A 14,189-nucleotide genomic window follows, 5' to 3' on the forward strand; every position below is an offset into this window, starting at 1 on the left:
CACTGTGAGCGCTCGCACTCCAGCCTGAAGGAAGTCGCCGTGATCGTGGACACCGCACTACAAGCCCCCAGCGTAGCTTCCTCACTCCCAGGCGAGCACGCGAACGAACGTGCGTACCGGCAAGACGCACTGGTGCAGGACAAACGCGTCGCGCCGGTCGATCGCGCGCTGCTCGACGCGTTTGGCGCCATCGATCGCCGCGCGCTGCGTGCGTATCGCATGGAGCGACTGCGCGAGCAGTTGCGCAAGCACGACTACGCGGGCATGTTGCTCGCCGATCCGCTGAACATCCGCTATGCAACCGATACGAACAATCTCGGCCTGTGGGTCATGCATTCGCCGAGCCGTTACGTGTTCATCGCCACCGAAGGCCCGCTCGTCCTGTTCGAATTCACGAGCAGCAAGCACAACAGCGAGGGCATCGAATCGATCGACGAGATTCGTCCGGCTACGCCGTGGATTTACTTTCTTGCAGGGCCGCGTGTTGAAGAAAAGGTCGAGGTGTGGGCACAGGAAATCGCTGATCTGCTGCGCACGCATGGCGGCGGCAACATGCGGCTTGCCGTGGACCGCTGCGACCCGTGGGGCGCCGACCGGCTGACTCGACTCGGCATCACGCTGTTCGATGCGCAACCGCTGACTGAGCAGGCCCGCCTGATCAAGGGCCCCGAGGAGGTCGCGCAGCATCGTGTTTCGATGGGCGTGTGCGACCTCGGCGTCGCGCGCATGCGCGAAGCCTTGCGCCCTGGCGTCACCGAAAATCAGTTGTGGAGTGTCTTTCACGAAACGAACATTGCGCACGGCGGCGAGTGGGCGGAAAGCCGGCTGCTGTCGTCGGGTCCGCGCACGAACCCGTGGTTTCAGGACGCGACGAACCGCGTGATCGAATCGGGCGACATGGTGTGCTTCGACACCGACATGGTCGGGCCGGGCGGCTACCTCTCAGACATTTCGCGTAGCTTCGTGTGCCCGGGGCGCGGCGTATCCGCGAATCAGCGCAACCTGCTCGGCTATGCGGAAGACCAGATCCAGCACAATGTCGGAGTGCTGCGCGCGGGCCTCACGTTCAGGGAATTCGCCGAGCGTTGCTGGCCTGTGCCGGAGCGTTACGTGCACAACCGCTACATGATGATGCTGCACGGCGTGGGGCTGGTCGACGAATATCCAAGCGTCGCGTACGCGGTGGATTTTGACGCGTGGGGGTACGACGGAACATTCGAGGAAAACATGGTCGTGTCGGTCGAGAGCTACATCGGCGTGCAGGGCGGTGCCGAAGGCGTCAAGCTCGAGGAACAGGTGCTGATCACGAAGACCGGTGCGATTGCGCTTTCGTCCACGCCGCTGATCTCGGACCGCAACGCATGAGTTCGCCACGTTAAAACCAGATTGATCATGATGATATCGAGCCCCTTGCCCCAGTTGATCGACGCCGATGCGGTGCTGAGCCGCGTGCCGCCGACGCAGATGGTCGATGCGTTGGAAGCCGCGCATCGGCGCGCCTGGTCGCCACTCGCGCGATTGCACGCGATGGTCCCGCGCGATGCGCGCGACGACGGCGAGATGCTCATCTGGCTCGGTGGGGCGCAAGACGGCGCCACGGGTGCGAAAGTCGTGTCGATCTCACCCGACAACGGCACGCGTTCGAGCGGTTCGGTCGACACCGTGCATTCGGCGTTTCTCCTCTGCGATGCGGAACACGGCCGCTTCCGCGCGATCATCGTCGGCAACGCTTTCACTCGCTACAAGACGGCAGCCGATTCCGCGCTGGGTGCCCGCTTGCTCGCACGGCGCGCGCCGCAGACGCTGACGATTGTCGGCGCCGGCGCGCAGGCGGCCACGCATTTGCGCGTCATGGCTGCGGAATTCCCGACGCTGCGGCGCATCGATGTCTGGAACCGCAACCACGAGCGCGCCGCGCGGCTCGCCGAACAGGCCGCCGGTGACGCACCTGGTGCCGAAGTCCGTGCGGTCGAAGATCTCGAGCGCAGCGTTCGCGAGGCCGATCTCGTCGTGAGCGTGACGCCTTCGACGTCGCCGGTGATCGATGGAGCGTGGCTGCGTGCGGGCTGCCATGTCGATCTGGTCGGCAGCTACACGCCGTCGATGCGGGAAGCGAACGATGCGGCGCTGCTGCGCTCGCGCATCTACGTCGATCATCGCGCGCTCGTGACCGAACATTGCGGCGACATTCGTCAGCCGCTCGAAGCCGGTGTGATCGCGGCAACCGATATCGTGGGCGATCTGTTCGACCTTTGCAGCGGCCGCGCCGCTCGGCGAGGACACGATGTCGACATCACGCTGTTCAAGAACGGTGGCGGCGGTCATCTGGACCTGATGTTCGCCGACTGGCTGAGCCGCTTGTGCGCGGTGCCGCACGATTGCCTCACGCCTGCCGACCAATGAATCGATGGAGCCGTTCCCGATGAAAGCTACCGACATTGACCTCGAAGGCAACGACACCGAAGATCGCGACGAGGCCACGGCGGGCGACGCCGTATTCGACGCAATCGTCACCAACGGTCCGCTGAACGACGCATGGAGATTGACGCTGTGGTCGAACTATTACACGGAGCCGGTCTTCACGGAGATGATGGAGAGGTTCGACGTCAGCCGCGACGAATTCAACGTGCTCGCCTGCCTCTCGATAGTGGGCGCGATGACGGCGAAGAAGATCTGCGAGGTGACGGGTCGGCCGAAAAACAGTATCAGCCGCGCCGTTAGCCGGCTCGCGGAGCGAAAGATGATTCGCCGCAAGACGAATGCAGACGACCGGCGCGAGATCCGGCTCGCGCTGAACGAAAGCGGCCGGCGGCTATACGAGCAGGTGCTGCCTGTCGCACTCGACAGGCAGACAATGATGCTAGGCGCACTCGACAAAAACGAGCGCGCCGTGCTCGATCGCATCCTCGACAAGCTGATGAGCACACGCCGCGCGTGGTGAGCGCTTTGATGCAGTCGTAGCGCGCACGCTTGAGCGTACCCGAGGTAATGCGTCCTGCTCAAGATGTGATGAAAAAGCATCGCTTGAGACCGGGATATTGGATGCGTTAAATACGGTTCATCCATTCATATCGTTGTCCTCATCAATAAGATTGCGAATCGCCGTGCTTGAATCGACAGCCCGTTGTGCCACGGCCGCGGTGAATGTCGATCGAGCTTGCGACAAGCCTTGAAAGCCGTCGACGGAGAAGCTTCCATGAACAGCATCGTCCCCCCTCCCTTGCAGCCGGAAGCGAGCCTTGCGCAGGCCAGCCGGCCCGGTTTGCAGCCGATCCTCTGCATGAAGGGCGTCGGCAAGACGTTCGGCCCGCACCGCGTGCTGCAGGACGTCAGCTTCTCGATGTACGCCGGAGAAGTGATCGCGATCATCGGCCCAAGCGGATCGGGCAAGAGCACGTTGCTCCGCTGCATCAACCAGCTCGAACCGCCGACCGAAGGCCGCGTAACGATCGGCGACGTGACGATCGAGGCGAATCAGGCACCCGCGCGCCGCGAACTCGTGACATTGCGCCGCCGGATTGGCATGGTGTTCCAGTCGTTCAACCTCTTCCCGCACCTGAGCGTGCTGCGCAACGTCAGTCTCGCGCAGGAGCGCACGATGGGCCGCAGCCGCGCGCAAGCGGACAGGCGTTCGATGGAACTGCTCGAACGGGTGGGCCTTGCGAGCAAGGCTGCGCAGTATCCGGTGCGCTGCTCGGGCGGCCAGCAGCAGCGCATCGCGATCGCCCGGGCGCTCGCGCTCGATCCGGAAATCATGCTGTTCGACGAGCCGACGTCGGCGCTCGATCCCGAGCTCGGCCTCGAAGTGCTCGCGGTGATGAAAGAGCTCGCGGCGTCTGGGATGACAATGATCGTCGTCACACACGAGATGCATTTTGCGGAGAGCGTGTCCGACCGCGTGATCATCATGGCGGACGGGCGCATCCTCGAAGCCGGGCCGAGCGAAACCGTGATGAGCCACCCGCAAACGGAGCGCGCAGCGAAATTCCTCAGTGCAGTGAGGGACCGCTGAATGAGCCACTATCTCTTCGCCATTCTCGCCGGCGTGCCCTGGACGATTGCGCTGACGCTCACGGTCTTCGCCATCGGCGCGGTGCTGGGGCTGCCACTGTGCGCCATGCGCAGGGCCACGAATCCGCTCGTGCGCACGTTTGCGACGGCGATCGTCGTCGGTTGCCGCTCTGTGCCGCCCATCGTCTGGCTGTTTTTCGTCTTCTTCGGGATCGGCAACGACCTGCTGCCGCTCAGCCCGTTTGTGGCGGCCGCGCTCGGTCTCGGCCTCGTGACCGCGGCGAATCTATCCGAAGTCTACCGAGGGGCGCTGACCGCAATTCATCCGGGGCAGTACGAAGCGGCGAAAGTGCTGAACCTCACACGCTTCCAGCAGTTTCGCGACGTGATTCTCCCGCAGATGGTGCGCGTCGCACTGCCGACCGCGGCCACTTACCTGATCGGCCTGCTGAAGGATTCGGCCGTCGCCTCGACGATCGGCGTGGGGGAACTCGCGTTTCAGGCCTACCACGTGTCGCAGGAGACGTTTAGCGGCCTGGGCGTCTACGCGGCAGCCGCGCTGCTGTACATCGCTCTCAGTCTCCCGGTCGCATGGCTTTCGCGCTGGGCCGATCTTCATCTTCGTTCCGGGGTGTCGCGATGAGCGCCATGATCGATCTCTGGCTGTCCTGGTTACCAGACCTGCTTGGTGGCTTTCGCCTGTCGCTTGAAGTCACCGCGCTGAGCGTCGGGATCGGCATTCCGCTCGGCCTCGTGCTTGCACTTTGCGTGTCGATGCAACCGAAGGCGATTCGCGGCGCGGCGCTCGTGTTCGTCGAAATCGGCCGCGGCGCACCGGCGCTGATCCTGCTGCAATTCTTCTACTTCGGACTGCCGAGCGCTGGCCTCACACTGTCGTCGTACCTGTCCGCTGTGATCGCGCTGGCGTGTTGCACCGGCGCCTATACGAGCGAGATCATCCGCGCCGGCTTTGACGCCGTGCCGTACGGCCAGAAAGAGGCCGCAGCGGTGATCGGGCTGAGCCCGGTCGACTCACTGCGCTTCGTCATCGTGCCGCAAGGATTGCGCGTCGCGCTGCCGGCCTTGCTTGGCTTCTCGATCATGATGCTGCAGGCCACGTCGCTTTGCTTCACGATTGCGCTGCCCGAGCTCGTGAGCCGCGCGTCGAGCATCGGTTCGTCGACGTTCGAGTATATGCCCGTGCTGCTGCTCGCAGGCCTGATGTTCGCGTTGGTCTGCGTGCCGGCGACATTCGCCGTGTCGGCGCTCGAACGCCGTCTGGGACGGCACGCGGTGCGCTGATTCGCTCGTTCTGTCCTGCCCGTTGCGTCATTCACCGGTTTCCGCACTTTCAACCTGCCACGCACTTTTGGAGAGATCCTCATGACATCAACCATGCGTCGCCTTTCGTTCGCGCTCGTCGGCCTGTATTTCGCGGGCCTTGGCGCCACCGCCCACGCCGAGTCTTGCAAGCCCGCTCACCAGTTCGAGACGATCCGGCCCGGCACGTTGTCCGTTGCCGTGTGGGATTTCCCGCCGTATTCGATTCCGGCCGGCACGCAGGACATCAAGGGGGTCGACGGCGAAATCGTCAAGCAGATTGCGGCGAGGGAGTGCCTGAAGATCTCCGTTTCGGTCGTCGATCCGGCCGCCGTGGTTCAGTCCGTTGTGTCCCGTCGCGCTGATATTGGCCTCGGCGACTGGTATCGCACAGCCGACCGTGCGAAGGTGTTGGGACTGAGCGGTCCGATGTATCTCGACCAGATGGCGGTGATTTCGAAGCAGGGTGTCGACACGGTCGGCAGCATCGTCGGCAAGCGGGTTGGAACCGTGCAAGGCTATTTGTGGACTGGCGATCTGCAGAAGCTGCTCGGCAGCGCGCTAGTGGTCTATCCGAATCCGGTTGCGATGGCGCAGGACCTGGCCGCCGGCCGGATCGACGCCGGCACCGACAGTTATGCGGTGTCGCAGTACAACCAGACCAAAGGCGGCTATCCAGCGATGAAGATCATGCTCGTGAAGCCGGATCCGCGAGTGCCAGCCACACTCGAGCCAGGTCAGACCGCGCTGCTATTCACGAAGACGAATGCCGCGCTCGGCACCGCGCTCAGCGCCAATATCGAAGCGTTGCGCCAGTCCGGGGAGATCGCGCGGATTCTCAAGACTTACGGCCTCTCGACGTCGGCGGCGGAAGTGGGGGCTCCGCGGATCATCCAGTAGGACTTGCGATCGCCTCAACCGGATGTGCGTTTGTGAAACGGCGATCCCACAATCGACTTTAAGCTGCGATGAGGACGACGCACGCTGCGGAAGCTGTCCTCATATCATACAAATTAATAAGGATACCAAATGAACAGGAGCGTGTTGAACTTGTCCCGCTCAATGATCATCACCTCGACCTTCGCCGCTTGCTCGGCCGCTGCGCAGGCGCAGTCGACCGTCACGCTGTATGGCGCGATCGACGAGGGCATCGACTATACGAACAACAGCGGCGGCAAATCGCTCTGGCACATGCAGGACGGCTCCTACGACGGCGTGTACGGAAGCCGCTGGGGGCTGAGGGGGAACGAGGATCTCGGCGGCGGCCTGGCGGCGATCTTCAAGCTCGAATCAGGCTTCAGCGCTACAAACGGAAAATCGCTCCAGGGCGGCCGGCTGTTCGGCCGGCAGGCTTACGTTGGCTTGTCGGACACGCGACTCGGCACGCTGACGTTCGGCCGCCAGTACGATTCGGTCGTCGATTACCTGCAGCCGTTGACGGCGCCCGGCCAGTTCGGTGGCCCGTTCGTGCATGCGGGCGATATCGACAATACCGACAACTCGTTCCGCGTCGACAACTCGATCAAGTACGCGAGCCCGAAGCTCGGCGGGTTGACGTTTGGCGGCATGTACTCGTTTACGAATTCGACCGAGCCGGGCCGCGGCACGACCGGCATGTGGAGCATCGGCGCGAGCTATTCGATCGCTTCGTTCAATGTCTCGGCGGCGTATCTGTACGCGAAAGACCCGGCGCAGCTCTTCACGGACGGCAATTTTCTGCCCAACACGACAGGTTCCGCGATTGGTGCCTCGGGTACGTTCAGCTATGTCGGCAATCCGGCGAACGAACAGGTGGCCGGGATCGGGGCGAGCTACGCGTTTGGCCAGGCGATTGTTGGGGCCGACTTCACCGACACGCGTTTCGATCAGGCGAACGGCACGACGTCGACGGTTCGCTTCGACAACTACGAGGTATGGGCGCGCTATGCGCTGACCACCGCCTGGTCGGTGGGGGGGGCCTACACGTACACGCACGGGCATATCGGCTACTCGAATGCCGTGCCTATCTACCATCAGGCGGGCCTCACGACGTCATACGCGCTCTCGAAGCGCACTTCGATCTATGCGATGGGTGTTTATCAGCGTGCCGGGGGAGCCGCTTCGCAGGCGGCCATCTTCAATGGGGTGGTGGGCGACGCGTCGAGCAACAACCATCAGATCGCATTGCGCCTCGGTATGTATCACCTGTTCTAAACTTTTCAGGGCTCTGGCAAGCCTGTTGCGCTGCATGGCGAGCGCGAGCCCCTTTACCCACAAGGAGTTGACAATGAGGATTCTGGTTCCAGTCAAGAGAGTGGTCGATTACAACGTCAAGGTCCGTGTGAAGTCGGACAACACGGGTGTCGATATAGCGAATGTGAAGATGTCGATGAACCCGTTCGACGAAATCGCCGTGGAAGAAGCGGTGCGTCTGAAGGAAGCGGGCGTGGCGACGGAAGTCATCGCCGTTTCGGCGGGCGTGGCGCAAGCGCAGGAAACGCTGCGTACGGCGCTGGCCATCGGCGCGGATCGCGCGATCCTCATCGAGTCGAACGAAGACCTGCAGCCGCTGGCTGTCGCCAAGCTCCTGAAGGCGCTGGTCGACAAGGAACAGCCGCAGCTCGTGATCCTCGGCAAGCAGGCCATCGACGACGATTCGAACCAGACCGGCCAGATGCTCGCCGCGCTGGCGAGCCTGCCGCAAGCGACGTTCGCATCGAAGGTGGTGGTCGCCGACGGCAAGGCTACCGTGTCGCGCGAAGTGGATGGCGGCGCGGAAACGCTCTCGCTCACGCTGCCCGCGGTGGTCACGACGGATCTGCGCCTGAACGAGCCGCGCTACGTCACGCTGCCGAACATCATGAAGGCGAAGAAGAAGCCCCTCGAAACGCTCAAGCCGGAAGACCTGGGCGTCGATGTCACGCCGCGTCTGAAGACGCTGAAGGTTGCCGAGCCGCCCAAGCGCAGCGCAGGCGTGAAGGTGCCGGACGTGAAGACGCTGGTCGAGAAGCTGAAGACCGAAGCCAAGGTGCTGTAAGGAGCGAGACGAAAATGACGAATCTGGTGAATCTGGTAATAGCTGAACACGACAATCACTCGATCAAGGCCGCGACGCTGAACACCGTCGCTGCAGCACAGAAGATTGGCGGCGACGTGCACGTGCTGGTCGCGGGCCACAACGCCCAGGCCGCAGCGGACGCAGCCGCGAAGATCGCAGGCGTGGCGAAGGTGCTGCTGGCCGACGCGCCGCAACTCGAAGCCGGTCTCGCAGAGAACGTCGAAGCGACGGTTATTGCGATCGCGAAGAACTACTCGCACATCCTGGCTCCGGCCACGGCTGCGGGCAAGAACGTCACGCCGCGTATCGCCGCGAAGCTCGATGTCGCGCAGATCAGCGACATCACGGCCGTGGATTCGCCGGACACGTTCGAGCGTCCGATCTACGCCGGCAATGCAATCGCGACGGTGCAATCGGTCGATCCGGTCAAGGTCATCACCGTACGCACGACGGCGTTTGACCCCGTTGCTGCAGAAGGCGGCAGTGCAGCGGTCGAGAAGCTCGAAGCGGCAGCGGACAGCGGCCTCACGCAGTTCGTCGGCCGTGAAGTCACGAAACTCGACCGTCCGGAACTCACGAGCGCGAAGGTCATCGTCTCGGGTGGCCGTGGTCTGGGCAGTGGCGAAAACTACACGAAGGTTCTTGAGCCGCTCGCCGACAAGCTCAACGCCGCACTCGGCGCTTCGCGCGCAGCAGTCGATGCGGGCTACGTGCCGAACGACTACCAGGTCGGCCAGACCGGCAAGATCGTCGCACCGCAACTGTATGTGGCAGTCGGCATCTCGGGCGCGATCCAGCATCTGGCCGGCATGAAAGACTCGAAGGTCATCGTCGCGATCAACAAGGACGAAGAAGCACCGATCTTCAGCGTGGCAGACTATGGCCTTACCGGCGACTTGTTTGAGCTCATCCCCGAGTTGGTTAAATCTCTTTGAAGCGTGTCGCGTTCAGTGACTGGATACGCGCATCGGCGAGCCTCGCATTTGCAATTCGACGCTGATTTCGGCGAGGCTCAGATGTGCTTCGTCACCAACAACGAGAAAACAAGCGCGGCGCCCAACGTAAGATCTCGCAACTTAACGTAAATTAAATGATCTAACTTTAAATAAGGATTGCGAATATTTTTCGTGTTTAGCTTCCTGGACTGTGACAATGAACATGCCATCCACGCGGCGCACATTTTCGTCACATCAGGACGTCTCTGATCCGCCGCGAAGGCAGAGGCGCTGCTCGCGCGGCGCCTTCAGGTTGACTACCAGCCGAAGCAGGGACTCGGCGGAAAAGCGTGTGTGGCTTTGCGCGAGCGAAACCGGTAGGGGCACGATCTGAAGGCCGCCGTCAACACTGGCCGTGACGTCGATATCAGCTAACGGGGAGCCAGCGACCAGATTCCGGGCAGACGGCGGCGGGTGAACCGTTGAACCAGACCTGCTCTTTCTCGAGATGCTGCGACGTCGAGGGGGCGATATCGAAGATGACCTTTAGCGCGCTTCCAATATCGGCGTCTTCGATGGGAAGTTCCCACGTCAGGAAAATCTGGTCGAAGTCCTGGTCCGGGGCGAATTCGGCCGCAGAAAAACTGTCGCTGCCGCGCTGAATGACGCCGTGGGGCTGAACCGGATCGAAAATCACGGCTGTTCCCCGCTTGAGGGGAATGCGTTGGCCCGTAAAGGGAAAGTGCAAGTCCAGACCCTTGTCTTCACTCAGGAAGAGATTGCAGAAAGCGGTACCGCCGTATTGTTCGCCATCGTGGTGATACCTCGCGCCACGACAGGCCATCAGCGCCATGTCGCTGTCGGCAAGCACCGCGGGCAGTCCCAGGGCGCCCGTCCAGGCGGACATGGCCTGGACGCAGCGCTTGTAGTCCGGCCAGCGCATTTGCGTGCGCGCCAGATGCATCGCCTCGACATCCCCAGGTTCCAGGGCGAGCCGCACCGCCGTCTCTCTTTGCCAATCCGCAAGCACGGCCGCAGAAGGCGCCGGCAGATCGAGCGTTCCGGATAAAACGATGTCACTTACGCGTCGACTGCGGATGGCGTCGCCGCTCCAGAAAAAGGAGGTCAGGATATTTCGCATTCGATGCTGTCGAAGGGAACTCGTCGAGGCATTGTAACGATTGATCCTGGTCATCCGGACAGAGATCGGGCCGACATCGGACCGCGGGCCGGCGCGTCAGCCCATCGCCAGGCGTAGTCCAGTGAAATCGTGCTCCGCTACCTTCGCAGTCAGCGCCCGAGGATGGCTCTCAAGGCGCGTGTGGGAGCATCGAGGGTAAGCGCGCCAGCCAACCAAAAGATTTCGCGCAAGCCTGACATCAGTTAGCGGCCGCTTTCCAGCGAGCGCATCCGGTGTTCGAGCTCGGCAATGTCTCGAGCGCCTGCAAGGTACTCGTCATTGCGGCTTTGTTCAGCGCGCTCGAACCAGCGGCTAACCCGTGTAAGGAGGAAGGCAAACATAATAATCTCCTGAAAGTTGTTCACCAGTGACACTGGTCGAACTTGACACTATGCATGTGCGTTGCGGCCGTTCTATTGCGCTGTTCGACGATTCAATCTTAGGCGGCCAGTATGCTTACGTATACTTATCGTTTTTTACGTAATACATTAGTAATTCTGTTGAATCGATCTGTTCTTTCAGGAGGTACCTGCCTTGGAGCTCGGTCGAATGCGGGCACTCCTGGAGTTGGCGCGGTGTGGCACGATTGCCGCTGCCGCCGAAGCTCTGTTCCTTACGCCCTCAGCGGTTTCACAGCAGATCGCACAACTTGAAGATGAGGCGGGCGTCACGCTCACGGAGCGCATCGGCCGCAGGGTCAGGCTTACGCCCGCGGGCCACGCACTGGTGGGCTACGCCGAGCGGCTGATGGTTGTGCTGGACGAAGCTCGCTCGGAAATGGCAGAGCTTCGGCGTGAGATCGCCGGCGAGCTGCGCGTTGCCGCGTTTCAGTCGATCGCCTCGGTTGTCCTACCTGACACGGTCAAGACGCTGCAGCACGCGTATCCGCGTCTGGCGATCGCAATCGAAGAATTGGAGGCAATTGATGGGGTCGCGGCACTGCGGTCCTGGAGAACGGACATCGCCTTGATTGACGATCTCTCAATCGTGGCGGGCGAGAATCGGGAAAACATCGCGATTGTGCCGCTGGCCGAGGATGTCTGGTACGTGACACTGTCGACCGACCATCCGCTGAGCAAAAAGCCGTCGCTCAGCCTGGCCGATCTCAAGGACGAAACCTGGGCGATCGAATCGACCGGTGGACCCTCTGGCAGCTTCGTAGCCGACTTGTGCCGCCGCGCCGGGTACGAGCCTCGGACCAACGCCATATGCCGTGGATCGGAGATGATCGAAGCGATGGTGGCCTCCGGCTGCTCTGTGTCAGTCGTCCCTGGACTCAGGAGGCTACGCTTACCTCCGGGCGTCGCATGGGTAAAGCTGAGGCCGGAGCTTCGCCGAAAAATCTACGTCGCTTATCGCCGCGGCGAACGCAACCATCCAATGGTCAAAGTGTTCGTCGCGGAAATCGTGCGAACGGCCGCTAAACTCCTCAGTTAGCAAGCGCGCGGCCGGAGTTCAGCCAATTTATCGCATTTTATGGATGTTTCCGAACATTAATTTCATGCTTCGGCCAGCAAGCCATCGAGCGAAGAGAGCTTGGACTCGGCCCGCGCATTGAAGTCCTCGACCTCGCCGATCACCGCGCGGAGTTGGTGCTCGCTCTCGATATCCACTGGTATCGTCGTGGCGCGGATCGGTCAATTCGGAACGGGTGTCGAGAAAATCGCCACTACACTTGACGACAGTCTTCGGACACGAAAACGGGCGCATGGCAGGCGAAAGTCATGAGCACCCGTTGGGATCCCTTTGTCGACATACTGAACTAGACTTAGCCGCCGACCGATGAGTCCGCGCAGTTCTGCCGAAGCGTTTCCCGAATTCTTACGCGTGTGAAGCAAAAGAAATGTGGGAGGGGGCATGCGAGCATTGATCGTGTTGTTGACCGGTTGCCTTATTCAGGTCAGTGCGTTGGCGGATGAGGACGTGGCGCTCACGCGCGAGGAGGCACTTTCTATGGTGCCGGGATCGACCATGAGTCGGATCGGGCAAAATGGTGGCGTTCGTGAATGGACTAATGACGCGGACGGAACCGCGACAGTTAGCCGACTGCCAGGTCCCGGGTCGAAACAGGGAGTGCGGAAAGCTCAGGCACGATGGTCGATTTCGGATGACGGTCGATATTGTCTCGACGAAGATTAGTCTACAGCGCAGGGTGGCCCAGGGCATTGGTGCTCCCGTGTTGCGCGCGATCCGGACGGGAAACTGCGCCTGCTGCGCTGACCATGATGTTGAGGAAAACCTCACCTTCGGGCTCCGGCGAACGAAAAGAACCTTGCTGCCCGAGGAGCAACCCGTCACGCGCAGGTTGCGGCAGACGTTTGCTCGAACGAAACCCCGGTCTTGACGGGATCCACCTCAACAGTGGTTTGCTACGATATGTGGGCAGTACCGTTTTCCCGCCACGGGATGGCCGATAAGCGGCTGGAGGCAGCCACTGCTGATGTTTTGGGCGATTGGCCGCAGCGGCGTCAACAAGCGCTTGAGCACAGAGGCGGTGACACGTCCTGTCTACGTCCAGTCATGGATAATCTATCACTCGTAGTACTACGAAATTTACTATAAGCTTTATGATCAATGTTTAGTAGGATTGCAAATTATCTGTCTTCGATCTGATCATTCAACAGACCGCGTCGAGCATGGAAGCAGATTCCGGGCAGCGTGAAGCAAAAACGCCGACAATGCCCGACCACGCCAGCTCGCTTTGTCGGCGGTGGACTGGTGTTAGGTCATCAGCACACTGGGACGGTCCGGACAGTGCTGCTCTCCGGCAGCGGAATGGCATGGCTGTCGGTGCGGTATCATCGAAACGATGCGGCGCTCCGTTCCGGCACGTCGGCAGACTCCTCAGGAACCTACGGGACAAAGACGCATGAAGACGCTGCTGATCGTCTATCACACGATGACGGGGGGCACACGGCAAATGGCCGAGGCAGCGGCCACCGCTGCGCGCGAGCAATCGGGAGTCACGGTCAGACTCCAGCTTGCGGACGAAACGCAGCCGGACGATGTGCTCGCCGCCGATGGCTATCTCTTCGCGACGCCGGAGAATCTCGCGGCCATGTCCGGGCTGATGAAGGACTTCTTCGACCGCAGCTACTACGCGGCGCTCGACCGTGTAAACGGTCGACCTTATGCGGTCATGATCTGCGCGGGCAGTGACGGGCAGAACGCGCTGCGCCAGATCGATCGCATTGCAGCGGGCTGGCGGTTGAAGGCGGTGGCAGAGGGCGTCATTGTATGCACGCATGCGCAGACGCCCGAGCGCATCCTCGCGCCCAAGACCATTGGCGCTGACGATCTTGCACGTTGCGCCGAGCTTGGCGCGGGGCTTGCGGCGGGGATTGCCATGGGGATTTTTTGAGTCACGCGTGCGCTGTCCGCGTATTTCTCGTGCCGCTCGATTCGCCGGATTGCAAGTCCTAATCTGAATTTCGCTCTCCAGAGCGTGTACAGCGTAACGCCTATGGCGAAGTCTGCGAGCGCGCTGTAGCGGTTGTTTTGCCCCGCGGGGTAATCTCATTGTAGTTGATAAAGCAACTACAATATCGAGACCTCTCCGAAACGCGTGCAAGTCAACTCGCAGGGTGATCCAGGCGAAGTGCCTGGGGAGCCAGTAGCCAACGAGGAACCTCGTGCGTCATGAGACCTGGCGGCAGCAAGGCGTTTGGCCCTGTCTACCCGCACTACAACGCATCAAAGTTCTTTG

Annotated in this window: 14 protein-coding genes; 12 read left to right on the forward strand and 2 right to left on the reverse strand. The window is 61.6% G+C overall.

Features of this window, described 5'->3' with window-relative positions:
* Positions 1 to 39: 39 nt before the first annotated feature.
* From L0U83_RS37520 to L0U83_RS37565, 10 genes are all read left to right on the forward strand, one after another.
* Entirely contained in the window at positions 40 to 1,365 is a 1,326-nt protein-coding gene (locus L0U83_RS37520; RefSeq protein WP_233889611.1) for a M24 family metallopeptidase, read from the forward strand.
* Between the two features lie 27 nt (positions 1,366 to 1,392).
* Positions 1,393 to 2,403, forward strand: coding sequence for an ornithine cyclodeaminase family protein (locus L0U83_RS37525; RefSeq protein WP_233889612.1), 1,011 nt, complete (start codon positions 1,393 to 1,395; stop codon positions 2,401 to 2,403).
* A 19-nt stretch (positions 2,404 to 2,422) separates the two neighbouring features.
* The gene (locus L0U83_RS37530) at positions 2,423 to 2,941 is read left to right on the forward strand and encodes a MarR family winged helix-turn-helix transcriptional regulator (RefSeq protein ID WP_233889614.1); all 519 of its coding nucleotides are present in this window, start codon (positions 2,423 to 2,425) and stop codon (positions 2,939 to 2,941) included.
* A gap of 255 nt (positions 2,942 to 3,196) precedes the next feature.
* Positions 3,197 to 4,012, forward strand: coding sequence for an amino acid ABC transporter ATP-binding protein (locus tag L0U83_RS37535; protein WP_308445115.1), 816 nt, complete (start codon positions 3,197 to 3,199; stop codon positions 4,010 to 4,012).
* A complete protein-coding gene (locus tag L0U83_RS37540; RefSeq protein ID WP_233889615.1) occupies positions 4,013 to 4,654 on the forward strand; it encodes an amino acid ABC transporter permease in 642 nt (213 codons plus the stop codon).
* On the forward strand, positions 4,651 to 5,313 hold the full coding sequence (locus tag L0U83_RS37545; RefSeq protein WP_233889616.1) for an amino acid ABC transporter permease: 663 nt from the start codon (positions 4,651 to 4,653) through the stop codon (positions 5,311 to 5,313). The genes L0U83_RS37540 and L0U83_RS37545 overlap by 4 nt, the downstream gene beginning before the upstream one ends.
* 81 nt (positions 5,314 to 5,394) lie before the next feature.
* Positions 5,395 to 6,231 carry a substrate-binding periplasmic protein gene (locus L0U83_RS37550; protein ID WP_233889618.1) on the forward strand — a complete coding sequence of 279 codons (837 nt, stop codon included), beginning with the start codon at positions 5,395 to 5,397 and terminating at the stop codon, positions 6,229 to 6,231.
* Positions 6,232 to 6,381: 150 nt separating this feature from the next.
* The gene (locus tag L0U83_RS37555) at positions 6,382 to 7,524 is read left to right on the forward strand and encodes a porin (protein WP_505882967.1); all 1,143 of its coding nucleotides are present in this window, start codon (positions 6,382 to 6,384) and stop codon (positions 7,522 to 7,524) included.
* A gap of 73 nt (positions 7,525 to 7,597) precedes the next feature.
* Positions 7,598 to 8,347 (forward strand): electron transfer flavoprotein subunit beta/FixA family protein, encoded by a 750-nt coding sequence (locus L0U83_RS37560; protein WP_233889620.1) that lies wholly within the window; start codon positions 7,598 to 7,600, stop codon positions 8,345 to 8,347.
* 23 nt (positions 8,348 to 8,370) lie between these two features.
* Complete coding sequence (locus tag L0U83_RS37565; RefSeq protein ID WP_233889998.1) at positions 8,371 to 9,303, forward strand: electron transfer flavoprotein subunit alpha/FixB family protein; 933 nt, start codon at positions 8,371 to 8,373, stop codon at positions 9,301 to 9,303.
* Positions 9,304 to 9,730: 427 nt separating this feature from the next.
* Here L0U83_RS37565 and L0U83_RS37570 read toward each other — a convergent pair whose 3' ends face one another.
* Together L0U83_RS37570 and L0U83_RS37575 are read right to left on the reverse strand one after the other, a co-directional pair.
* The gene (locus tag L0U83_RS37570) at positions 9,731 to 10,444 is read right to left on the reverse strand and encodes a hypothetical protein (protein ID WP_233889621.1); all 714 of its coding nucleotides are present in this window, start codon (positions 10,442 to 10,444) and stop codon (positions 9,731 to 9,733) included.
* A 242-nt stretch (positions 10,445 to 10,686) separates the two neighbouring features.
* Entirely contained in the window at positions 10,687 to 10,824 is a 138-nt protein-coding gene (locus L0U83_RS37575) for a DUF3563 family protein (RefSeq protein WP_233889624.1), read from the reverse strand.
* A gap of 208 nt (positions 10,825 to 11,032) precedes the next feature.
* Between L0U83_RS37575 and L0U83_RS37580 the strand changes: the two genes are divergently transcribed.
* Positions 11,033 to 11,920, forward strand: coding sequence for a LysR family transcriptional regulator (locus L0U83_RS37580; RefSeq protein WP_233889627.1), 888 nt, complete (start codon positions 11,033 to 11,035; stop codon positions 11,918 to 11,920).
* Positions 11,921 to 13,352: 1,432 nt separating this feature from the next.
* Positions 13,353 to 13,844: a flavodoxin family protein gene (locus L0U83_RS37585; RefSeq protein WP_233889629.1), complete on the forward strand. Its 492-nt coding sequence runs from the start codon at positions 13,353 to 13,355 to the stop codon at positions 13,842 to 13,844.
* Positions 13,845 to 14,189 lie beyond the last annotated feature (345 nt).

This window comes from Paraburkholderia flagellata, assembly GCF_021390645.1.
GTDB lineage: Bacteria > Pseudomonadota > Gammaproteobacteria > Burkholderiales > Burkholderiaceae > Paraburkholderia > Paraburkholderia flagellata.

Coding starts and splice junctions, on each gene's coding strand:
- L0U83_RS37540 (WP_233889615.1), top strand. CDS start 4,013: ATGAGCCACTATCTCTTCGCCATTCTCGCCGGCGTGCCCTGGACGATT.
- L0U83_RS37530 (WP_233889614.1), top strand. CDS start 2,423: ATGAAAGCTACCGACATTGACCTCGAAGGCAACGACACCGAAGATCGC.
- L0U83_RS37525 (WP_233889612.1), top strand. CDS start 1,393: ATGATGATATCGAGCCCCTTGCCCCAGTTGATCGACGCCGATGCGGTG.
- L0U83_RS37545 (WP_233889616.1), top strand. CDS start 4,651: ATGAGCGCCATGATCGATCTCTGGCTGTCCTGGTTACCAGACCTGCTT.
- L0U83_RS37575 (WP_233889624.1), bottom strand. CDS start 10,824: ATGTTTGCCTTCCTCCTTACACGGGTTAGCCGCTGGTTCGAGCGCGCT.
- L0U83_RS37585 (WP_233889629.1), top strand. CDS start 13,353: ATGAAGACGCTGCTGATCGTCTATCACACGATGACGGGGGGCACACGG.
- L0U83_RS37550 (WP_233889618.1), top strand. CDS start 5,395: ATGACATCAACCATGCGTCGCCTTTCGTTCGCGCTCGTCGGCCTGTAT.
- L0U83_RS37570 (WP_233889621.1), bottom strand. CDS start 10,444: ATGCGAAATATCCTGACCTCCTTTTTCTGGAGCGGCGACGCCATCCGC.
- L0U83_RS37580 (WP_233889627.1), top strand. CDS start 11,033: ATGCGGGCACTCCTGGAGTTGGCGCGGTGTGGCACGATTGCCGCTGCC.
- L0U83_RS37535 (WP_308445115.1), top strand. CDS start 3,197: ATGAACAGCATCGTCCCCCCTCCCTTGCAGCCGGAAGCGAGCCTTGCG.
- L0U83_RS37560 (WP_233889620.1), top strand. CDS start 7,598: ATGAGGATTCTGGTTCCAGTCAAGAGAGTGGTCGATTACAACGTCAAG.